Source organism: Nonomuraea sp. NPDC000554, assembly GCF_040300065.1.
Taxonomy (GTDB): Bacteria; Actinomycetota; Actinomycetes; order Streptosporangiales; family Streptosporangiaceae; genus Nonomuraea.
The window spans coordinates 197,862-219,352 of sequence record NZ_JBEPDC010000016.1 but is presented as its reverse complement, the minus strand read 5'-3'; the positions used below and the strand labels follow the sequence as shown (position 1 = coordinate 219,352).

The window sequence follows — 21,491 nt, the reverse complement described above, 5'->3', positions numbered from 1 at the left end:
GTGCCCGGCGCGCCGATCGGGGCGGCTCTGCCTGGCGGAAAGGCAAGAGCCCGTGCGCAGGATCACCCCCCTTCTCGCCGCCCTCGCCCTGCTGATCGCAGGCGCCGTGCCGGCGTCCGCGGACAGCAGCCGGTACGAGGCCGAGAACGCCGCCATCAGCCAGGGCGTGGTCGAGTCCAACCACACCGGCTACTCGGGCGCCGGCTTCGTCAACTACGACAACGTCACCGGCAGCTCGCTCCAGTGGACGGTCAACGCCCCGCGGGCCGGGACCGCCACGCTGGCGCTGCGTTACGCCAACGGGACCACCGTCAACCGTCCGATGGACCTCGCCGTCAACGGCGTGACCACCCACCGCGACTTCGACGGCACCGGCAGCTGGGACACCTGGGCCACCGCCACCCTGACCGTCGCGCTCCAGGCCGGGCCCAACACCGTCAAGGTCACCGCGACCACCGCCAACGGCGGCCCCAACGTCGACTACCTGGACGTGACCGTCACCGAGGCCGGCGACGACTACCAGGCCGAGGACGCGACGCTCAGCCAGGCCGCCGTCGCCACGAACCACACCGGCTACACCGGCACCGGGTTCGTCGACTACGTGAACACGGCGGGCGGCTACGTCGAGTGGAGCGTCCAGAGCCAGGGCGGCCCCGCGGTGCTGGTCTTCAGGTACGCCAACGGCACCACCGGCAACAGGCCACTGGACATCGCGGTCAACGGCGCCGTGATCGCCGCGAACACCGCGTTCCAGCCCACCGCCACCTGGGACACCTGGGCCACCGTCCAGGTGCCCGCCACGCTCGCCGCGGGCGTCAACACGGTCAGAGCCACCGCGACCGGAGCCACCGGCGGCCCCAACCTCGACAGGCTCACCGTCACCGCTCCCGACACCCGGCCGCCCACCGCGCCAGGCAACCCGCGGGTGACCGCGACCACCAGCAGCAGCATCTCGCTGGCCTGGGACGCCTCGACCGACGACACCGGCGTGACCGGCTACCAGGTGCGCGAGGGCGGCACGGTCGTCGCCGGCCCCTCGGGCACCAGCGCGACCGTCGGCGGGCTCGCCGCCGCCAGCAGCCACACGTACACGATCGTCGTCGTCGACGCGGCCGGCAACCTCTCGCCGGCCAGCGCCCAGGTCACCGGCACCGCCCAGCCCGCGCCGACCGGGCCGGGCATGGCGGTCGCGCCGTACAAGTACGGGGGGTGGGGCAGCGCGGGCTCGCCCGCGGGCGTGATGAGCGCGACGGGCGTGAAGTGGTTCACGCTGGCGTTCATCCTCTCGGACGGCACCTGCACCCCCAAGTGGGACGGCACCCGCGCCCTCACCGGCGGCTCCGACGAGGCCACCATCAACGCCATCCGCGCCAACGGCGGCGACGTGATCGTCTCGGTGGGCGGCTGGAGCGGCACCAAGCTGGGTGAGAAGTGCACGTCGGCCTCGGCCCTGGCGGCCGCCTACCAGAAGGTCGTCTCCGCCTACCACCTCAAGGCCCTGGACATCGACATCGAGAACACCGAATGGGCCAGCGCCACGGTCAGGCAGCGGGTCATCGACGCGCTCAAGACCGTCAAGGCCGACAACCCCGGCCTCAAGACCGTCATCACCTTCGGCACCACCCCGACGGGGCCCGACGCGACGGGCGTGGACATGATCAACCGAGGCGCCGCGTCCGGACTGCAGAACGACATCTGGACCATCATGCCGTTCGACTTCGGTGGCCACTCGGGCTCCATGGGCTCGGCCACGGTCAGCGCCATGGAGGGGCTCAAGGCCAAGGTGAAGGCCGCGTACGGGTACAGCGACAGCGTCACGTACGCGCACCTGGGCCTGTCGTCCATGAACGGCAAGACGGATGAGGCGGACGAGACGGTCTCGCTGGCGGACTTCCAGACCATGCTCGGTTACGCGCAGCAGCACCACATCGCCAGGCTCACGTTCTGGGAGCTCAACCGCGACCGCGCGTGCGGCTCGGGCGGGGACCTCAACGCGTGCAGCGGCGTCTCCCAGCAGCCGTACGACTACACCAGGATCATCGCCCAGTACACCGGCTGACCTTCTTCCGTGAGCCCGCCCTGACCCGAGGTCTGTCTTGGTGTCAGGGCGGGCTTGTTTTCGGTGCCGGGACACTTTTCCGACATTCTTCTCATCGGGGCGATATTTCGGAGAAGTCCTCCCAGGTTCGATGGTTAACGCTTTTTCACCGGTCCTTTCCCCTGCTGGGAACTTCATCCCGGCGTGGCACCGTGGGGAGGCTTGCGGCAAGTGTAAGCATCTATACCGTCGGGCTGGATCGTCCAATGGACCATTTCGGCCGATGGGTCAGCCGCGGCTGAGGGCCGCATTCCGAAAGGAATGGTACGTCGATGTTCACGTCCAGTCCCCGAAAGAACGCCGCGCACCCGCGCGCGCACCGGTCGGTCAAGGGGCTGGCGAGACTGGGCATGGCCGGGGCTCTGTCCATGGCCGCCGCCGTCACCGTGGCCGCGCCGGCCCTCGCCGCTCCGCTCGACGACGATCCCAGCGCCAGAACCAACAGCACCAGGGACCACCACAACAACAACAGCAGCAGCACCACCACCAGTAACTACAACAACGACCACGACCAGGAACTGCACGCGCCGCCCGGGCAGGGCCTCAGCCGCTGCGGACCGACGACCTTCTTCAGGGTCCAGTTCCTCAAGCCGAGGAACTTCTTCGTGCCCCGCACCCGCTACATCGACGGCCCCGGTGGCGAGATGGCGGCGCACGTCACGCGGGAACACGAGATCCGGGCGTTCACCGAACTCGAAAGAGAGAAGCAGAACGAGCTCACCATCAAGGATCTGGTCCGCCATCTGCGCAAGCAGGTGACTCCCCACCTCGAACTGCGGCACATGGTCTTCACGGGGCACGACTACACGCGAAAGATCAGCGATGGAATGTACGGCAATATGTGGTTCCGCGTTTTCGGCTACCGCGTCGGCTGGTCGCAGTGGTCGCAGCTCGGCAGCTGCCGCATAGTCAGAGTCACCAGCGGAATATCCAGCGTTCCCGCGCGCATAGAAGGCTGGAGATACTGGGAGACCAAGCACCCGATGTTCAGAGGGCGCATTCTCTCCAAGAAGTGACGGGCGAAGCCGAGCTCCTTCCGCCGGGCCGTCTACGAGGCACCTTCTGCTCTCGTGGCCATTCCGACTCGACGATCGTCGAAACACGTCGAGCGTCACGCGCGGAGACGGCTTGATCGAGGAGAGGTCGGGGCGGAACGGTCAGCGGGTGCTCGTTCTGTAGCGGTGGACGGCCAGCGGGGCGAAGACGACGATGATGGCGGCCGACCAGACGAGACTGGTCGTGATCGGGTGCTGGAGGGGCCAGGCCGTCGAGTGTGACGTCGGGTTGCCGAAGAGCTCGCGGGCCGCGGCGACCGTGGCGCTCATCGGGTTCCAGTCGGCGATCGGCTTGAGCCAGGCGGGCAGGCCCTCGGTGGGGACGAACGTGTTGGCCAGGAAGGTCATCGGGAAGAGCCAGCCGAAGGTGGCCGCGTCCGCCTGGGAGCCGCTCTTGACGAACAGGCCGATGTAGGTGCCGACCCAGATCATGGCGAAGCCGAACAGCGCCAGCAGGCCGAACGCGGCGGCCGTCCGGGCGGGCGCGCCGTGCGCGCGCCAGCCGGCGAGCAGCACGGCCGCCGCCACCATGGACGCCAGCGACAGCAGGTGCATCGACAGGTCGGCGACGCTGCGGCCGATGAGGACGGCGCCGCGGGCGATCGGCTGGGCGCGGAACCTGTCGATGATGCCGCGTTCCATGTCCTCCCCGACCGCAGTGGCCGCGGCCGTTGCCGTCATCGCCATGACCTGCATGAAGATGCCCGGCATGAGGAAGTCACGGTAGTCGCCCCCGTCAGGGAGGGTGATCGCGCTGCCGAAGACATAGCCAAACAGCACGGTCATGATGATGGGGAACACCAGGAACCCGGCGATCTCCCCGGGTTGGGCCTTGAGACGGGAGTAGGTGCGCCCGGCGATCGTGAGAGAGTCGGAGATCGTCCACCTGAGGCGCCCGGCGAACGTCGCCGGCGGCGCGGGCAGCGTGAAGGAGGTCATGTCCGGGCACCTCTCGCGGTGGTGAGCTGGAGGAAGACGTCGTCCAGGGTGGGCTGGCGGAGGGCGAGGTCCTCGACGGCGATTCCGGCCGAGTCGAGGGCGCTCGCGATGCGCATGAGCGACTGCGCGCCCTGCTCCACCGCGACCGTGACCCTCCGCTCGGCCGTGACCGGCTCCCGCGCCCCGGGGACGGCCCGGCGCACCAGGCCCAGGCCGGCGGCCACGTCGGCGGGCTCGCGGAAGACGATCTGGATGCGGTCGCCGCCGACCCGCTTCTTCAGCTCGGCCGGTGTGCCCGCGGCGGCCACGCGGCCGTCGTCGAGCACCACGACCTGGTCGGCGAGATGGTCGGCCTCGTCCAGGTTCTGGGTGGTGAGCAGCAGTGTCGTGCCGTCCGCGACGAGGCCCCGGAGCAGGTTCCACAGGTCGAGGCGGCTGCGCGGGTCGAGGCCGGTGGTGGGTTCGTCCATGAACAGGACGGGCGGGGAGACGATCAGGCTGGCGGCCAGGTCGAGGCGGCGGCGCATGCCGCCCGAGTACGTCCTGACCGGGCGGTTCGCGGCGTCAGCCAGGCCGAAGCGCTCCAGCAGTTCGGCGGCCCTGCGCTTGGCGGTGGCCCTGGGCAGGTGGTAGAGGCGGCCGAACAGCTCCAGGTTGCGCCGGCCGGTCAGCAACTCGTCCACGGCCGCGTGCTGGCCTGCCAGGCCGATGCGGAAGCGGAGGAGGGTGGCGTCGCGGGTCACGTCCAGGCCCGCGACCTCGGCCCGGCCCTCGTCCGGGCGGAGCAGCGTGGTCAGGATGCGGACGGCGGTGGTCTTGCCTGCCCCGTTCGGGCCGAGCAGCCCGCAGACGGTGCCCGCGGGCACGGTGAGGTCGATGCCCTTGAGCGCCTCCTTGGCCGCGTAGCGCTTCCGCAGCCCTTGCGCGTAGATCATGAGGGCTCCTTAACGGCGTTAAATCTAACAGCGTTAAGGATGTCTTGAACGTTGTTAAGCTGTCAACTGTGGCACTGGAAAGAGGCACGATCGTCGCGGCGGCGCTCCGGCTCCTCGACGAGGTGGGGCTCGACGGCCTCACCCTCCGGCGGCTCGCGACGGACCTCGGCGTGCAGGCTCCGGCCCTGTACTGGCACTTCAAGAACAAGCAGGAACTGCTCGACGCGATGGCGGCGGCGATGTCCTCCGCGCATCCCAGGCGACGCCCGCTGGACGACCCGGCCCGGTGGCGCGAGTGGATCGCCGACTACGCCCGCGGCGAGCGGGCGATGCTCAACTCGCACCGCGACGGCGCCAGACTGGCGGCCGGCACCAAGCCAACCGACGAGATGTTCGGGCTGGTCGAGCTGGCGGTGGAGGCGCTGGAACGGGCCGGGTTCGCGGCGGCGGACGCGTTCAGCGGGCTGTTCGCGGTGACCAACTTCGTGGCGGGGTTCACGCTGGAGGAACAGGCGGAGCGGACGCGTCCCGACACCGACGACCACCCCGACCTGGTCGCCTTCCAGGCGAGGTACCCGCGCATGATGGCCTGGCTGATCGAGACGGGTGACCCGCAGGGCGACGACTCCTTCGAGGCGTCCCTGGCCCTGATCCTCGACGGCATGAGCCAACGCCTCGCCGGAGCCGGAACCTAGACGAGGCGGGGCAGCCAGGCCGTCGGGGGGTCAGGCGACGCGGGCGCGTGGTGCCGTCCAGGTGTCGCAGGCCGACGGGGAGACGGCCTGGTAGCCGCGCTTCAGCCAGTACACCCGGTTGGCTCCCGTGCCGTGGCTGCGGTAGTCGTCGTCGTCGCCGCTGGCCCGGGTGGCCTCCACGAGGGCGTTCCAGTCGCCGGCCGTCCGGGAGAGTGAGTGCCGGACGCCGCCCAGGAAGACGCCCGACAGGCAGTCGGCCTGGAGTTCGTAGCGGCGGCCCAGTTCCGCCTGGTGAGCGCGGTCGGCGCGGATGCGCGACTCGTAGTGGCGTCTGATGCCGGTCAGGCTCTGCAGGTGGTGGCCGTACTCGTGGGCGGCCACCTTCAGGGGGTACAGGTCGGTCCGGTTCTCGATCCAGTCGCCGGTGAGGGGGAAGACGAGCGTGCCGCGGTCGGTGCAGTAGAAGGCGGCGGCGTCGGTGGGCCACGGGACGCCGCACACCGTCCGTTCCGGGGCCTCGTAGAAGCGGACCTCCGGCTTGCGGAAGGCCAGCCCATTCCGGGCGAAGTGGGCAGACCATGATTTATCCAGGCATTTCAGCATTGCGGTGAGGTACTCCCGCGTCCTCGGGATGCCGCCGTACGAGAGGGACGGCTCCGGACACGGGGTGGCGGCCAGCTTCCCGGTCCCGGCGAACGGGCCCTTGCCCGCGGCGGCCTCAGCTGCCCCGGATGCCTGAGTGGCGAGGCCGACGGCGGCCAGCAGAGCTACCACCGCGCGTCCGGCAGCCCGCCTGGCGCCGCCGGCAAGAGGACGGCGGCCGAAGGGGTGTCGCGTGCGGGGTTCGCCGGTGTCGGGCTGGTGGAGGGGGTGGCTCGTGAGGGGTGGGTGAGCTGGGTGCTGTGTGGACGTGCCGTCGGTGGAGTGGGCGGGGGGTGCCGGAGGTGCGGCGGACTGCAAGGTGAGGCGCACGATCTCGGAGCTTAGAGCAGTGCGGCCCGTCGGAGTCTGGCACGATGAGAGCGCCACCCGGCGAAGTGCTGGTTCGCTGGGTGGCTCCTCTCCGGCCTGCGCGTCGTTCCAGGCGTGCTGCTCCGCCCGCGGGCGGTTTCCCGGCGTGCGCTTCCTGAGGGCGGCGGCCCGGACTACGCGCACGTCGCGAGCCGGGCGTTCGTGCCCGCGCCCTGCCCCCCGGACGAGAGCGGCGTGTTCCCTGAGCTCACCGTGGCCGTCAGCGCGCGACATCGTTTCGGTGCCGCACCTGAGGGGGGCGTGTGTGGGCGCTGCGCAGCCAGGTTTGCGGAGAGTGATGATGGTTGACTCTTCCCCATGAGTCATGCGGAGTTGATCCTGGTTGTTGGCGGTTTAGCGGTATTTGTCGGGGCGGTCGTCCAGGGCAGTGTGGGGTTCGGGCTGGGGTTGGTGGCCGCTCCGGTGCTCACGTTGCTCGACCATGGTGTGATGCCCGGGGCGATCCAGGTGGTCAATCTGACGTTGCCGCTGTTCACGCTGGCCGTGGAGTGGCGGCGGGTCGACTGGCGCGGGCTGGGGTTCGCGGTGCTCGGCAGGCTGCCCGGAAGCGCCATCGGGGCGTTGATCGTGGTCTCTGTGTCGACCCAGGTCCTGGGCGTGTTCGTGGGAGTCATGGTGCTGGTGGCCGTGGGGCTCACGACGTGGGCGGTCAGCCTCCCCCGCAACGGGCTGACGGTCACCTCGGCCGGGTTCGTCTCCGGAATCACCGGCACCTCCACCGGCATCGGCGGTCCGCCCATCGCGCTGGTCTACCAGAGTGCGAAGGGGCCGCAGATCCGGGCCACGCTGGCGATGTTCTTCTTCCTGAGCGCCGGGCAGTCGCTGATCATCCTGGCGCTGGTCGACAAGCTGCCGGTCGGCGCCCTCACCACAGGGGCGACGCTCGTCGTGCCGATGATCGCCGGGTTCCTGGTGTCGGGGCCGCTGCGGCGGTATCTGGACGGCGGCAGGGTCCGGGTGGCGGTCCTGGCGGTGGCCGCTCTGTCGGCGATGACCCTGATCGTCCAGAGCCTGGCCGCCTGAGGCCCCTGCTCGTCACATCTTCTAGGAGCCGTCAGGGTCCAGGAGTGGTCGCACAGGTTGACCGGACGTTTCTGGATTGTTACCGGGAACAACAAACTACCCCTTCGACGCCTCTTCACAAGCTGTCCGTGGCGGAATACGTTGCCGCACACAACATTCATTCGGGGCTCCTCCGGAGAAAGGACCCTGCACCATGCGCAAGGGGATCCTCAGCCTGACCGTCACGGCCGCCGCGCTGACCCTCGGTCTCACCGCCTGTGGGGGCGGCGGCGGCCAGGGTGGCACCACCACCGCACAGAACTCGCAGAAGCCGGGGAAGGTCGGCGTCATCCTGCCCGACAGCAAGTCCTCGGCCCGCTGGGAGACGGCGGACCGCAAGTACCTGGAAGAGGCGTTCAAGGCGGCTGGAGTCGCCTACGACATCCAGAACGCGCAGAACGACAAGACCGCCTTCCAGACCATCGCCGACCAGATGATGACCAACGGCGCGACCGTCCTGATGATCGTGAACCTCGACAGCGGCACCGGCAAGACGGTGATCGACAAGGCCAGGTCGCAGGGCGTGGCGACCATCGACTACGACCGGCTGACGCTGGGCGGCGGCGCCGCCTACTACGTCAGCTTCGACAACACGAAGGTCGGCACCCTGCAGGGCGAGGGCCTGTCCAAGTGCCTGGCCGACAAGAAGGTGAGCAAGCCGATCGTGGCCTACCTCAACGGCTCGCCCACCGACAACAACGCCACCCTGTTCAAGGCGGGCTACGACGGCGTGCTCAAGCCGAAGTTCGACTCGGGCGAGTACGTCAAGGGCCCCGACCAGGCCGTCCCCGAGTGGGACAACACGCAGGCGGGCACGCTCTTCGAGCAGATGCTCACCAGCCAGCCGAAGATCGCCGGGGTGCTCGCCGCCAACGACGGGCTCGGCAACGCCGCCATCACCGTGCTGAAGAAGAACAACCTCAACGGCAAGGTGCCGGTCACCGGCCAGGACGCCACCGTCCAGGGGCTGCAGAACATCCTCGCGGGCGACCAGTGCATGACCGTGTACAAGGCGGTCAAGAAGGAGGCCGACGCCGGGGCCAAGCTCGCCGTCGCGCTGGCCAAGGGCGAGAAGCCGACGGCGAGCGGCAGCGTCAAGGACCCGCAGACCGGCCAGGACGTGCCGTCCGAGCTGCTCGAACCGCAGGCCATCACCCTGGACAACGTCAAGGACGTCGTGGCCGACGGCTACGTCACCAAGCAGGAGCTGTGCACGGGCGACTTCGCCGCCAAGTGCACGGAGGCCGGAATCCAGTAGAAGCGGCACAGGGTACGGTCGCCGCCCGGGCGCGGGCGGCCGTACCCCTCCTAGAGGGAGCCTCATGACCCCCCTGCTTGAAGCGCGCGGGATCGACAAGAGCTTCGGTCCCGTCCAGGTCCTGCACAACGTGTCCTTCTCCGCCTACGCCGGAGAGGTCGCCGCGCTGGTCGGCGACAACGGCGCGGGCAAGTCGACGCTGGTCAAGTGCATCGGCGGCAGCTATCCGATCGACGCGGGCGAGATCCTCTTCGACGGGCGCCCCGTCCAGGTGAACACCCCGCGCGACGCGGGCGAGCTGGGCATCGAGATCGTCTACCAGGATCTCGCGCTCTGCGACAACCTCGACATCGTCCAGAACATGTTCCTCGGCAGGGAGCGCCGCAGCGGGCTCGTCCTGGACGAGGACACCATGGAGGAGCTGGCCGAGAAGACGCTCAACGGCCTGTCGGTGCGCACCGTGAAGTCCATCAGGCAGCAGGTCTCCAGCCTGTCGGGCGGCCAGCGGCAGACCGTCGCCATCGCCAAGGCCGTCCTGTGGAACAGCAAGGTCGTCATCCTCGACGAGCCGACCGCGGCGCTGGGTGTCGCCCAGACGGCGCAGGTGCTGGAGCTGGTGCGCAGGCTCGCCGACACGGGGCTCGCGGTCGTGCTCATCTCGCACAACATGAACGACGTGTTCGCCGTCTCCGACCGGATCGCGGCGCTCTACCTCGGCAGGATGGCCGCCCAGGTCAGGACCGCCGACGTGACGCACGCCCAGGTGGTCGAGCTGATCACCTCCGGCCGCAGCGGTGACCTCGGACTCAGGAACGGGGTCACCCCATGAGCAAAGTGAAGGAACTGCCCGGCGAGGCGCTCGTCACGGCCGTCAGGTCGCCGTCGATCGCCAACAGCTCCCGCGCCTACGTGGAGCGGGTGCGCGGCGGCGACATGGGGGCGCTCCCGGCCGTGCTCGGCCTGGTCGTCCTCTGTACGGCCTTCGCCGTCGCCCGTCCGACCTTCCTCACCGCGATCAACTTCGCCAACCTGTTCACCCAGGGCGCCGCGGTCACCGTGATCGCGATGGGCCTGGTGTTCGTGCTGCTGCTCGGCGAGATCGACCTGTCGGCGGGGTTCACCAGCGGCGTGTGCGCCGCGGTCCTGGCGGTGACGCTGACCGACATGGGGCTGCCGTGGTACGTCTCGGTGGCGGCGGCGATCCTCAGCGGCGTGGTCATCGGGACGGTCCTCGGCACGCTGGTGGCCAAGGTGGGCATCCCGTCGTTCGTGGTGACGCTCGCCGCGTTCCTCGCCTTCCAGGGCCTCGCCCTGGTGCTGGTGGACGAGGGCACGAACATCTCCATCAACGACCCCGTCATCAGGGCGGTCGCGCAGAAGAACCTGCCGCCCGCGCTGGGCTGGGCGCTGTACGCGGTCTGCGTCGCGGGCTACGCCGGGCTCCAGCTCACGCGGGCGCGCAGGCGGGCCAGGCGGGGGCTGGTCTCGGAGCCGCTCTCGCTGATCGCCGCCAGGGTCGGCGCGCTCGCGGTCATCGCCGGCCTCGCGGTGTACGTCCTCAACCTGGAGCGCAGCTTCAACCCGCAGCTCACGTCGCTCACGGGCGTGCCCATCGTGGTGCCGGTGATCCTCGGGCTGCTGCTGGCGTGGACGTTCGTGCTCCGCCGCACCGCGTTCGGACGGCACATCTACGCGGTCGGCGGCAGCGCGGAGGCGGCCCGCCGGGCCGGCATCGCCGTGGACAGGATCAAGATCAGCGCGTTCGTGATCTGCTCCTCGATGGCGGCCGTCGGCGGCGTCATCGCCGCGTCCAGGGCCAGCTCGGTGGACCCGAACACGGGCGGCAGCTCGGTGCTGCTGTACGCGGTCGGCGCGGCCGTGATCGGCGGCACGAGCCTGTTCGGCGGCAAGGGGCGGGTCCTGGACGCCGTGCTCGGCGGCGCGGTCATCGCGGTCATCGACAACGGCATGGGCCTGATGCAGTACGGTGCGAGCGTCAAGTACCTGGTCACCGGGTTCGTCCTACTGCTCGCCGCGGGTGTCGACGCCCTGGCGCGCAAACGGGCGGCTGCCGCTGGTCTAAGGTGATCAGCGACTTCCAGCCGTCCAAGGAACCACAGACGATGCGTGCCGGCCCCTCCCAGGAGGACATCAGGCGCCACAACCTCGGCGCGCTGCTGCGCCATGTCCACCTGAGCGGGCCGATCTCGCGCGCCGAGCTGACCGCGCGGATGGGCCTGAACCGCAGCACGATCATGGCTCTGACCTCCGACCTCACCGCCGCCGGGCTGGTGAGGGAGGAGCTGCCGCGCGAGACGGGCCGCGCCGGGCGGCCGTCGCTGGTGGTGCGTCCCGAGTCGGCGCGGGTGTACGTGTTCGCCTTCGACGTCGGGCCCGACCGGATCGCGGTGGCGCGCGTCGGCCTGGGCGGGGTGATCCTCGACCGCAGGGTGGCAGCCCGCCGCCGCGGCCCGTTCGAGCTGGACGAGCTGGCCGGCACACTGTCCGGGTTCGCCAGGCAGATGCGGCGCAGGACCAGGGCCGACACGGTCTGCGTCGGCGTGGCGGCGGCGGTGTCGGGAGGCGTGCGCAAGGGCGACGGCGTGATCAGGTTCGGCCCGAACCTGCTGGCCGAGGAGGTGCCGTTCGGCGAGGAGCTGGGCCGCAGGCTGGGCCTCGGGCTGCCGGTCAGCGTGGGCAACGACGCCAACCTGGCGGCGCTGGCCGAGCACAGCAGGGGTGTCGGCGCGGGCGTCCGCGACCTCGTCTACCTGCACGGGGACGTCGGCATCGGCGGCGGCATCATCGCGGGCGGCCAGCTGCTCGGCGGGCACGAGGGGTACGGCGGCGAGGTCGGGCACATGGTCGTCAACCCGGGCGGGCGCGCCTGTGGCTGCGGCTCGCGCGGCTGCCTGGAGGCCGAGGTGGGGGAGCGGGCGCTGCTGGAGTCGGCGGGCCGGCTGGTGGGGGAGCAGTACGGGCGCGACGCGGTCCGCGCGGTCGTCGACGCCGCCGACAGGGGCGACATCGTGGCGCAGGAGGCGCTGAGCCGGGTGGGCTACTGGCTCGGGCTGGGTGTGTCGAACCTGGTCAACATCTTCAACCCGGAGATGGTGATCTTCGGGGGGGTGCTGCGGGAGGTCTACCTCGGCTCGGCGGCCCAGGTGCGCAGCCAGCTCGCGCTGAACGCGATGGCGCCGCAGCGGGAGCGGCTGCGGCTGCGCACCTCGGCCCTGGCCGACGACGCGACCCTCGTCGGCGCCGCCGAGCTGGCCTTCTCCAACGTCCTGGCCGACCCTCTGGAGGTCCTGGCGAGGGCCGGCGGATAGGAGCTACGAGACGTCGGCCCTGGCGGCGGTCCAGGTGTTGCAGGAGCGGGCCGAGCCGCGGCTGTAGCCGCGGTCCTGCCAGTAGGCGAGGTTGGCCGGCTTGCCGTGGATCCTGCTCTCGCCGGCTCTGCTGACGGCGTCCACCCACTGCTCCCAGGTGATCCCGGGGTCGATCGAGTCCAGCGTGGCGCTGTAGAAGACGCCGGCGAAGCACTCGGCCTGCATCTCCAGGCGGTGGCTGAGGGCCGTGCGGGCGCTGCCCGAGGCGCGCCAGTACAGCACGTTCTGCGCGTCCAGCATGCCGGTGAGCTGCTGTACGTGGTGCCCCCACTCGTGCGCGACGGAGTGCGCGATGTTCATCCTGAACGGGTCCTGCAGGTCCCGCTTCATGATCCGGATCGCGATCGTGCGCTGCGCCGGGCAGTACTGCGCGCCGTTGCTGGTGATCTTCCCGCACACCGAGCCGCTGCCGGTCGTGATGGCGATCTTCGGCGGGCTGTAGCGCATGCCCGCCGCCCGGAACCTGGTGGCCCAGAAGCGGTTGGCGCAGGCGGCCATCGCCTGGTGGAAGGCCTTGAGCGAGGCTGCGCTGCCCTCGCGGATCGCGGGGATCGCGCACGACAGCGCCGACGCGGTTCCCGAGCGGTAGATCTTGTTCTTGGTGAGCACGGACGGGAACGCGGACGGGAGCGCGGCGGGCGCGGCCGTGGTGGACACCGTCTCCGCATGGGCGGTGCCGGACAACGCCAGACCCGCCACCATGCACACAGACGCCGCGATAAGGGGGATACGCACGATCGCGGATCTTAGACCACCGCATGCGGCGGCGTTAGCCCAATTTTGCGGTAGCTCGTCCGGAATGCAGCGCGGCCCGCGCCGAGACCGGCGCGGGCCGCATGGGCGTGCAGGTGTGGAGCTGGACGTCAGGAGACCGCGCCGGGCGAGGCCGTCCAGGTGTTGCAGGCACCGGGCGAACCGGAGTTGAAGCCGCGGTTCATCCACGCCGCCTGGGTCGGGCCGCGACCGTGGTCGTTCTGCGGCCAGCCCTTGGCGCCGTTCTTGCGGAACCAGTCGACGGTGTAGTCCCACTCACCCGAGTCGACCGGCAGGGTGTTCCTGACCGTGTTCATGAAGACCGAGGAGAAGCACTCGGCCTGCAGCTCGGACCGGCGGGACAGCTGGAGCTGGCCGGACTTGCCCGCGCTGTTCCTGGCGGCCCAGTAGTAGTTCCAGATGCCGGACTGGGACTGGACGTGGTGACCGTACTCGTGCGCCATCAGGCGGGTGATGCCCAGGGCGAACGGGTTACGCAGCTGCGTCCGGGTGATCAGCATGTACATCGTGCGGTCGGTGGAGCAGTAGATGCCGTCGGCACCGGCGCTCCACGGGCCGCAGGGGGTGCGGACCTTATGGGTGATGATGCGGAGCCTCGGCTTGCTGAACGACAGCCCGGCCTTGCGGAACTGGGAGCTCCAGGACCGGTTCAGGCAGTCGGTGACGCGCGTCAGGAAGCGCTTGTAGGCGGTTGTGCTGCCCTTCGGAAGACTACCGGGCGAGCAGTTGGAACTGGCGAGCCGTCCGGTCCGGTACAGCGGGTTGGCAGTCGCGGCGGCCTTGCCACGCGGCGGCGCCGCCTGCTGCTGGGCCTGCTGGACCTGCTGGACTGGTTGTGCTTCAGCCGACGCCGTGCCCACGCCCGCCAGGGCGACAACCACCCCGGCGGCCATAAGTGACGTTAGCTTCTTCATGGGGAGAGCGTTCATAGTGGGAAAAGACTAGGTCAAGATCGGACAAATGTGGGTGCATTTGACTCGATGGAGTCAGCGTGGCGTCCGCGAACTAGACTCGACGCGTCGGCGAACAAGAGCAGAGGGGAACGGGATCCGTGAGCGGGTTGCTGGGCTCAGTCAAGGGACCGCACGACGTCAAACGGCTCGCAGCGGAGGAGCTACCGCAGCTGGCGGAGGAGATCCGTGACCTGCTCGTCGACGCCTGCTCCAGGTTCGGCGGCCACCTCGGCCCGAACCTGGGTGTGGTGGAACTCACAATCGCCCTGCACCGCGTCTTCGACTCCCCGGCCGACCCCGTCGTCTGGGACACCGGCCACCAGGCGTACGTGCACAAACTCCTGACGGGCCGGGCCACCGGCTTCGAGGCGCTCAAGCAGGAGGGCGGCCTGTCCGGCTATCCCAGCCAGGCCGAGTCCGAGCACGACTTCGTCGAGAACTCGCACGCCTCCACCGCCCTGTCCTACGCCGACGGCCTGGCCAAGGCGTTCAAGCTGCGCGGCGAGCGCGACCGCACGGTGGTCGCGGTGATCGGCGACGGCGCGCTGACCGGCGGCATGGCCTGGGAGGCGCTCAACAACATCGCCGCCGTCAAGGACCTTCCGGTCGTCATCGTCGTCAACGACAACGGCCGCTCCTACTCGCCCACGATCGGCGGCCTCGCCTCCCATCTGTCCAAACTGCGGGTCAACCGCCGCTACGAGGACGTCCTGGAGTACGTCAAGGAGAAGCTCGGCAACGTGCCGGTGCTCTACGACGCGCTGCACGGCATCAAGAAGGGCGTCAAGGACGCCATCGCCCCGCAGGTCATGTTCGAGGACCTCGGCCTGAAGTACGTCGGCCCCATCGACGGCCACGACGAGGAGGCCATGGAGGCGGCGCTGCGCAAGGCCCGCGACTTCCGCGGCCCGGTCATCGTGCACGCGCTCACCCAGAAGGGCCGCGGCTACTCCCCGGCGGAGAACCACGACGAGGACCAGTTCCACGGCCCCGGCCCGTTCGACAAGATCACCGGCCAGGAGAAGCCCAAGGGCCGCATCTGGACCAACGTGTTCAGCGAGGAACTGGTCAGGCTCGGCAAGGAGCGCGAGGACCTCGTGGCGATCACCGCCGCCATGCTCCACCCGACCGGCCTGGCCGCCTTCGCCGAGGCCTACCCCGACCGCATCTACGACGTCGGCATCGCCGAGCAGCACGCGCTGACGAGTGCCGCGGGCCTGGCGCTCGGCGGCATGCACCCGGTCGTCGCCGTCTACGCGACCTTCCTCAACCGCGCCTTCGACCAGCTCCTCATGGACGTCGCGCTGCACCGGCTGCCCGTCACCGTGGTGCTCGACCGCGCGGGCGTCACCGGCGACGACGGCGCCAGCCACAACGGCATGTGGGACCTGTCGATCCTGCAGGTGATCCCCGGCCTGCGGATCGCTGTGCCGCGCGACGGCGACCGGCTGACGGAGCTGCTGAACGAGGCCGTGGCCGTCTCCGACGCCCCGACCGTGCTGCGCTTCCCCAAGGGCCCGGTCGCCGAGCCCCTGGACGCGGTCGGCAAGCTGGGCGAGATGGACGTGCTCAGGGCGGGCGACCCCGACGTGCTGCTCGTCGGCGTGGGCCCGATGGCGCAGGTCTGCATGGACGCCGCCGTCCTGCTCGACGCGCAGGGCATCTCGGCGACCGTGGTCGACCCGCGCTGGGTCAAGCCGCTCGACGAGGCGCTCGCGCTGGCGGCGAGCGCGCACAAGCTGGTCGCGGTCGTCGAGGACAACGGCCGGGTCGGCGGCGTCGGCGACGCGGTGGCCCGCCTGCTGCGCGACCACGACGTGGACGTCCCGGTACGCACCTACGGCATCCCGCAGCGCTTCCTCGACCACGCCAAGCGCGCCGCGATCCTCGGCCAGATCGGACTGACCGGCCAGGACCTCGCCCGCGAGATCACCGAGGCGGTCGCCAAGCGCAGCACCTCCGTCGAGAACCAGCCGGTACGCCGCTGAAACAGGCATGATCACGGTCGGTGAGGGCAGATCACCGACCGTGGATATCTTTCGCACCAAGAGCGTCGAGCAGTCGATCCGCGACACGGAGGCGCCCGAGCACCGGCTGCGAAAGCGCCTGACCGCCGTCGACCTGACGGTCTTCGGCATCGGCGTCATCGTCGGCACCGGCATCTTCGTGCTGACGGGGCAGGTGGCCAAGCAGACCGCGGGCCCGGCCGTGGCGCTCTCCTTCGTCGTCGCGGGCGTGGTCTGCGGGCTGGCCGCGCTCTGCTACGCGGAGTTCGCCTCGACGATCCCGGTGGCCGGGTCGGCGTACACCTTCTCGTTCGCCACGCTGGGCGAGTTCCCCGCGTGGGTGATCGGCTGGGACCTGATGCTGGAGATGGCCCTGGCCGCGGCGGTGGTCGCGGTCGGCTGGTCCGGCTACTTCGCGTCCCTGATGAACTCGATCGGCGTCCACCTGCCCGACGCGATCGCGGGCGAGAACCCTGTGGTGAACGCGCCCGCCATGATCATCGTACTGATCCTCACCGTGATCCTGGTGGCGGGGATCAAGCTGTCGTCGCGGGTCAACCTGGTCATCGTGACCATCAAGGTGGCGGTGATCCTGCTGGTCATCGTGGCCGGGTTGTTCTTCGTCAAGGCCGCCAACTACTCGCCGTTCATCCCGCCGGCGCAGGCGACGCCCGCGGTGGCGGGGTTGAAGGCGCCGCTGATCCAGGTGCTGTTCGGCGTCACCCCCGTGGCGTACGGCGTGATCGGCGTCTTCTCGGCGGCGGCGGTCGTGTTCTTCGCCTTCATCGGGTTCGACGTCGTGGCCACAGCCGCGGAGGAGACCATCAACCCGCAGCGGGACCTGCCGCGCGGCATCATCGGCTCGCTCGCCATCTGCACGGTGCTGTACGTCGCGGTCTCGCTGGTCGTGGTGGGCATGCAGCGCTACGACCAGCTCAGCATCAAGGCGCCGCTGGCCGACGCGTTCACCGCGGTCGGCCAGCACTGGGCGGCCGCGCTGATCAGCATCGGCGCGATCGCGGGCCTGACCACCGTGGTGATGATCCTGATGCTGGGGCAGACCCGGGTGCTGTTCGCGATGTGCCGCGACGGGCTGCTGCCGCGCCCGATGGCGAAGGTGCATCCCCGCTTCGGCACGCCCGCCCGCCTCACGGTGATCATCGGAGTGGTGTCGGCGCTGCTGGCGGGGTTCATCTCGCTGAGCGAGTTGGCCGAGCTGGTGAACATCGGCACGCTGTTCGCGTTCGTGGTGGTCTCGGCCGGTGTGATCATCCTCCGCCGCACGCGGCCCGACCTGCCGCGCGCCTTCCGCACGCCGTTCGTGCCGGTGCTGCCGATCCTGTCGGTGCTGGCCTGCCTCTACCTGATGCTGAACCTGCCCATCGAGACGTGGCTGCGGTTCCTGATCTGGATGATCGTCGGCTCGGTGCTGTACTTCGCGTACGGGTACGGCCATAGCCGCGCGGCCAGGACCGACAGCTCGGCCACCTGAGCGGGGAAGAAGGCGCCGGCGGGACGTCCGGCGCCTTCCACGGTCAGGCGGGCAGCGAGGCCACGCCCGGCGGCAGGAACCGCGGGTCGGAAAGGCCGGCCCTGTCGAGATACGGGGTGATCCCGCCCAGGTGGAACGGCCAGCCCGCGCCGAGGATCATGCACAGGTCGATGTCCTGCGCGGCGGCGACCACGCCCTCGTCCAGCATGAGCCTGACCTCCTCCGCCAGCGCCTCCAGCACCCGCAGCCGCACCTCGGCGGCCGTCGAGGGCGACGTGCCGCCCGCGAAGAGCGCCACCGCCTCCGGGTCGAGCGAGAAGTCCGGACGGTAGACCCCCGGCTTGCCGGACGCGACCAGCTTGGCCATGTTCTCCGACACGCCGAACCGGCCGGGGAACGCCTCGTGCAGCGTCTCGGCCACGTGCAGGCCGACCGCCGGGCCGACGAGCTGCAGCAGCGCGAACGGCGTCATCGGCAGCCCGAGGTCGTCCAGGGAGTGCTCGGCCACCTCCAGCGGCGTGCCCTCGTCCACGGCGGCCACGACCTCGCCCATGAAGCGGGTCAGCAGCCGGTTCACCACGAACGCCGGAGCGTCCTTGACCAGCACCGACGACTTCTTCAGCGACCTGCCGACCGAGAAGGCCGTGGCCAGCGTGGCGTCGTCGGTCGAGGCGCCCTTGACGATCTCCAGCAGCGGCATCACGGCCACCGGGTTGAAGAAGTGGAAGCCCACCAGCCGCTCGGGACGCTCCAGCTCGGCGCCCATCTCCGTCAGCGACAGCGACGAGGTGTTGGTGGCCAGCACGCACTCGGCCGACACGACCGCCTCGACCTCGCGGAACACCTGCTTCTTGACGGCCAGGTCCTCGAAGACGGCCTCGATCACGAAGTCGGCGTCGGCGAAGGCGTCCTTGGTGAGCGAGCCCGTGACCAGCGCCTTGAGCCGGTTCGCCTGGTCGGCCGAGACCCGGCCCTTGGCCAGCAGCTTGTCGACCTCCGCGTGGACGTAACCGACGCCCTTGTCGAGCCTGGCCTGGTCGAGGTCGGTCAGCACGACCGGCACCTCCAGGCGGCGGGCGAACAGCAGCGCCATCTGCGAGGCCATCAGGCCCGCGCCGACCACGCCGACCTTGGTGACCTTGCGGGCCAGTTCCTTGCCAGGCGCTCCGGCCGGCCGCTTGGCCCGCCGCTGCACCAGGTCGAAGGAGTAGAGCCCGGCCCGCAGCTCGTCGCTCATCAGCAGGTCGGCCAGGGCCTCGTCCTCGGCCGCGAAGCCGTCGTCGCGCGAGGCCGTGCGGGCCTGGGAGATCAGGTCGAGCGCCCGGTACGGCGCGGGGGAGGCGCCGTGCAGCTTCAGGTCCACCAGGAAGCGCGCGTCGCCGACCGCCTTGTCCCAGTCGTCGCCGTCGTGCGAGGCCCGCTCGACGGTGACGTCCTCCTTCAGGACCCGCGACGCCCAGCGCAGCGACTCCTCCAGGAAGTCGGCCGGCTCGAACATCGCGTCGGCGACGCCCAGCTCGAACGCCTGCGGCCCCTTGATCATGCGGTTCTGCGACAGCGGGTTCTCGATCACCAGCTTGATCGCGTCAGCCGGGCCGATCAGGCGGGGGAGGAGCTGCGTGCCGCCCCACCCGGGCACCAGGCCGAGGAAGCACTCCGGCAGCGCGACGGCCGGCACCCCGGAGGAGATCGTCCGGTACGTGCAGTGCAGCGCGATCTCCAGCCCGCCGCCCATCGCCGCGCCGTTCACGAACGCGAACGACGGGATCGGCAGCTCGCCCAGCCGCCGGAACACGTGGTGCCCCAGCGCGCCGATCGCCAGCGCCTCCTCGCGCGTCGCCAGGGTGGCCGCCCCCTTGAGGTCGGCGCCGACGGCGAAGATGAACGGCTTGCCGGTGACGCCCACGGCCACCAGGTCGGTGCGCGCGGCGATCTCGGAGATCGCGCCGTTCAGCGCGAACAGGCCGCGCGGGCCGAACGTGTTGGGCTTGGTGTGGTCGAAGCCGTTGTCGAGGGTGATCAGGGCCATCGTGCCCGCCCCGCCGGGCAGCTCCACGTCGCGTACCAGGGCCTTGGTGACGACTTCGTCCGTGTCGCGCTCGGCGAGCAGCGAGCGCCAGCTGTCGAGTTCCACGAGGTTGCTCATGCCAGGTTCTCCCAGATCACGGTGCCGCCCATGCCCATGCCGACGCACATGGTGGTGATGCCGTAGCGCACGTCGGGGCGCTCGCCGAACTGCCTGGCCAGCTGCGTCATCAGCCGCACCCCCGAGGAGGCCAGCGGATGGCCGAACGCGATCGCGCCCCCGTAGGCGTTCACGCGCGGGTCGTCGTCGGCGAGGCCGAAGTGCTCCAGGAAGGCCAGCACCTGGACGGCGAAGGCCTCGTTGATCTCGAACAGGCCGATGTCGGAGATCGACAGCCCGGCCAGCCGCAGCGCCCGCTCCGTGGACGGGATCGGCCCCACGCCCATCACCTCGGGGTCCACGCCCGCGAACGCGTACGACACCAGCCGCATCTTGGGCCGCAGGCCCAGCTCCTCGGCGGCGGGAGCGGCGGCCACGATGCAGCCCGTGGCGCCGTCGTTGATGCCGGAGGAGTTGCCCGCCGTGACGTGCCCGTGCGGGCGGAACGGGGTCTTCAGCCCGCTCAGCGCCTCCATGGTGGTGCCCGGGCGGGGAGCCTCGTCCTCGACCGCCAGGCCCCAGCCCTTCTCGGCCGTCCTGATCGCGGTGGACACCAGGTCCGCCTGGATCTTGCCGTCGGCGTACGCCTTGGCGACCTTCTCCTGCGACAGCACCGCGTACGCGTCCGCGCGCTCCTTGGTGATCGTCGGGTAGCGGTCGTGCAGGTTCTCCGCCGTCATGCCCATGACGAGCGCGCTCGGGTCGACCAGCCGCTCAGAAAGGAAGCGCGGGTTCGGGTCGACGCCCTCGCCCATCGGGTGGCGTCCCATGTGTTCGACGCCGCCGGCGATCGCCACGTCGTACGCGCCGAACGCGATGCCGCCCGCGACCGTGGTGACCGCGGTCATCGCGCCCGCGCACATGCGGTCGATGGCGTAGCCGGGCACGGTCTTGGGCAGCCCGGCCAGCACGGCGGCCGAGCGGCCGATGGTCAGGCCCTGGTCGCCGATCTGGGTGGTCGCGGCGATCGCGACCTCGTCCACACGCTCGGGCGGCAGGTCCGGGTTGCGCCGGATCAGCTCGCGGATGACGCGGACGACCAGGTCGTCGGCGCGGGTCTCCGCGTACAGCCCTTTCGGTCCCGAGCGGCCGAAAGGCGTGCGCACGCCGTCGACGAACACGACGTCACGAGAGGAAGGCACGGAATCGCTCCTCGTTCTGGATGGGGTTCCCCGCCTATGCTACTCGTCAGTAACCAGCGTGCAGACGAGGACGGCGGCCAGCAGCGCGTAGAGCACCGCGGTCGCCGGCGTCCAGAGGTGGGCGCGGGCTCCGACCAGGGCGGCGACAGCCATGGTCGCGCCCGTCCAGAGCGCCGCGCCCTTCCGGGGAGGCGCGCCGCGACCGGGATCCCACGGATCGCCAGGTGATCCCCCCGGCCGCGCGAGCATCCCCAGTAGTGCGTCACGTGCCCACCAGAGGGCGAAGCACACCCCGGCCACCAGGCTCGCCGGCGCGAGCGCCTGGGCGGCCGCGCCCAGGACGTCGGCCAGGGCCTGCTGGCCCGACTCGCGGACCAGGCCCGGTTGTCAGAGGGGCGGTCAAGGGCGGGACGGTGGCGTGACCGGGGGGCCTTACCCGATCGAGGGGGCGCTGAAACGGTTGACAGGCCATGTGA

Annotated in this window: 17 protein-coding genes; 10 read left to right on the top strand and 7 right to left on the bottom strand. The window is 70.3% G+C overall.

All coding sequences use genetic code 11. The features are described from left to right. Nucleotides 1-52: 52 nt before the first annotated feature. Together ABT294_RS28860 and ABT294_RS28855 are read left to right on the top strand one after the other, a co-directional pair. Nucleotides 53-2,059, top strand: a complete 2,007-nt coding sequence (locus tag ABT294_RS28860; RefSeq protein WP_350809422.1) for a carbohydrate-binding protein — start codon at nt 53-55, stop codon at nt 2,057-2,059. Between the two features lie 311 nt (nt 2,060-2,370). After that, nucleotides 2,371-3,114 (top strand): hypothetical protein, encoded by a 744-nt coding sequence (locus ABT294_RS28855; RefSeq protein WP_350809421.1) that lies wholly within the window; start codon nt 2,371-2,373, stop codon nt 3,112-3,114. A gap of 141 nt (nt 3,115-3,255) precedes the next feature. Here ABT294_RS28855 and ABT294_RS28850 read toward each other — a convergent pair whose 3' ends face one another. Both ABT294_RS28850 and ABT294_RS28845 read right to left on the bottom strand, forming a co-directional pair. Beyond that, the gene (locus ABT294_RS28850) at nt 3,256-4,092 is read right to left on the bottom strand and encodes an ABC transporter permease (protein ID WP_350809420.1); all 837 of its coding nucleotides are present in this window, start codon (nt 4,090-4,092) and stop codon (nt 3,256-3,258) included. Beyond that, a complete protein-coding gene (locus ABT294_RS28845) occupies nt 4,089-5,027 on the bottom strand; it encodes an ATP-binding cassette domain-containing protein (RefSeq protein ID WP_350809419.1) in 939 nt (312 codons plus the stop codon). The genes ABT294_RS28850 and ABT294_RS28845 overlap by 4 nt, the downstream gene beginning before the upstream one ends. Nucleotides 5,028-5,095: 68 nt before the next feature. Between ABT294_RS28845 and ABT294_RS28840 the strand changes: the two genes are divergently transcribed. Then, nucleotides 5,096-5,722, top strand: a complete 627-nt coding sequence (locus tag ABT294_RS28840; RefSeq protein WP_350809418.1) for a TetR/AcrR family transcriptional regulator C-terminal domain-containing protein — start codon at nt 5,096-5,098, stop codon at nt 5,720-5,722. Between the two features lie 30 nt (nt 5,723-5,752). Here the strand turns inward: ABT294_RS28840 and ABT294_RS28835 are convergent, their stop codons facing one another. Next, nucleotides 5,753-6,496 (bottom strand): neutral zinc metallopeptidase, encoded by a 744-nt coding sequence (locus ABT294_RS28835; protein ID WP_350809417.1) that lies wholly within the window; start codon nt 6,494-6,496, stop codon nt 5,753-5,755. 555 nt (nt 6,497-7,051) lie between these two features. On the opposite strand from ABT294_RS28835, the gene ABT294_RS28830 reads away from it, so the two are divergent. The 5 genes from ABT294_RS28830 to ABT294_RS28810 all read left to right on the top strand — a co-directional run bounded on the left by ABT294_RS28830 (nt 7,052) and on the right by ABT294_RS28810 (nt 12,403). Further along, entirely contained in the window at nt 7,052-7,777 is a 726-nt protein-coding gene (locus ABT294_RS28830; protein WP_350809416.1) for a sulfite exporter TauE/SafE family protein, read from the top strand. 193 nt (nt 7,778-7,970) lie between these two features. Next, nucleotides 7,971-9,074: a sugar ABC transporter substrate-binding protein gene (locus ABT294_RS28825; protein WP_350809415.1), complete on the top strand. Its 1,104-nt coding sequence runs from the start codon at nt 7,971-7,973 to the stop codon at nt 9,072-9,074. A gap of 64 nt (nt 9,075-9,138) precedes the next feature. Next, the gene (locus ABT294_RS28820) at nt 9,139-9,903 is read left to right on the top strand and encodes an ATP-binding cassette domain-containing protein (protein ID WP_350809414.1); all 765 of its coding nucleotides are present in this window, start codon (nt 9,139-9,141) and stop codon (nt 9,901-9,903) included. Continuing rightward, complete coding sequence (locus ABT294_RS28815; RefSeq protein WP_350809413.1) at nt 9,900-11,162, top strand: sugar ABC transporter permease; 1,263 nt, start codon at nt 9,900-9,902, stop codon at nt 11,160-11,162. Before ABT294_RS28820 ends, ABT294_RS28815 begins: the two co-directional genes overlap by 4 nt. 35 nt (nt 11,163-11,197) lie before the next feature. Beyond that, nucleotides 11,198-12,403: an ROK family transcriptional regulator gene (locus ABT294_RS28810; RefSeq protein ID WP_350809412.1), complete on the top strand. Its 1,206-nt coding sequence runs from the start codon at nt 11,198-11,200 to the stop codon at nt 12,401-12,403. A 3-nt stretch (nt 12,404-12,406) separates the two neighbouring features. Here ABT294_RS28810 and ABT294_RS28805 read toward each other — a convergent pair whose 3' ends face one another. Beyond that, nucleotides 12,407-13,198 (bottom strand): neutral zinc metallopeptidase, encoded by a 792-nt coding sequence (locus tag ABT294_RS28805; protein WP_350809411.1) that lies wholly within the window; start codon nt 13,196-13,198, stop codon nt 12,407-12,409. A gap of 128 nt (nt 13,199-13,326) precedes the next feature. Beyond that, nucleotides 13,327-14,151 carry a neutral zinc metallopeptidase gene (locus ABT294_RS28800; protein WP_350809410.1) on the bottom strand — a complete coding sequence of 275 codons (825 nt, stop codon included), beginning with the start codon at nt 14,149-14,151 and terminating at the stop codon, nt 13,327-13,329. Between the two features lie 146 nt (nt 14,152-14,297). Between ABT294_RS28800 and dxs the strand changes: the two genes are divergently transcribed. Next, entirely contained in the window at nt 14,298-16,178 is a 1,881-nt protein-coding gene (dxs, locus tag ABT294_RS28795; protein WP_350809457.1) for a 1-deoxy-D-xylulose-5-phosphate synthase, read from the top strand. A 40-nt stretch (nt 16,179-16,218) separates the two neighbouring features. Next, on the top strand, nt 16,219-17,688 hold the full coding sequence (locus ABT294_RS28790; protein ID WP_350809409.1) for an amino acid permease: 1,470 nt from the start codon (nt 16,219-16,221) through the stop codon (nt 17,686-17,688). 43 nt (nt 17,689-17,731) lie between these two features. Here the strand turns inward: ABT294_RS28790 and ABT294_RS28785 are convergent, their stop codons facing one another. Continuing rightward, complete coding sequence (locus tag ABT294_RS28785; RefSeq protein ID WP_350809408.1) at nt 17,732-19,834, bottom strand: 3-hydroxyacyl-CoA dehydrogenase NAD-binding domain-containing protein; 2,103 nt, start codon at nt 19,832-19,834, stop codon at nt 17,732-17,734. Next, on the bottom strand, nt 19,831-20,994 hold the full coding sequence (locus ABT294_RS28780; protein WP_502912151.1) for a thiolase family protein: 1,164 nt from the start codon (nt 20,992-20,994) through the stop codon (nt 19,831-19,833). The genes ABT294_RS28785 and ABT294_RS28780 overlap by 4 nt, the downstream gene beginning before the upstream one ends. Nucleotides 20,995-21,491 lie beyond the last annotated feature (497 nt).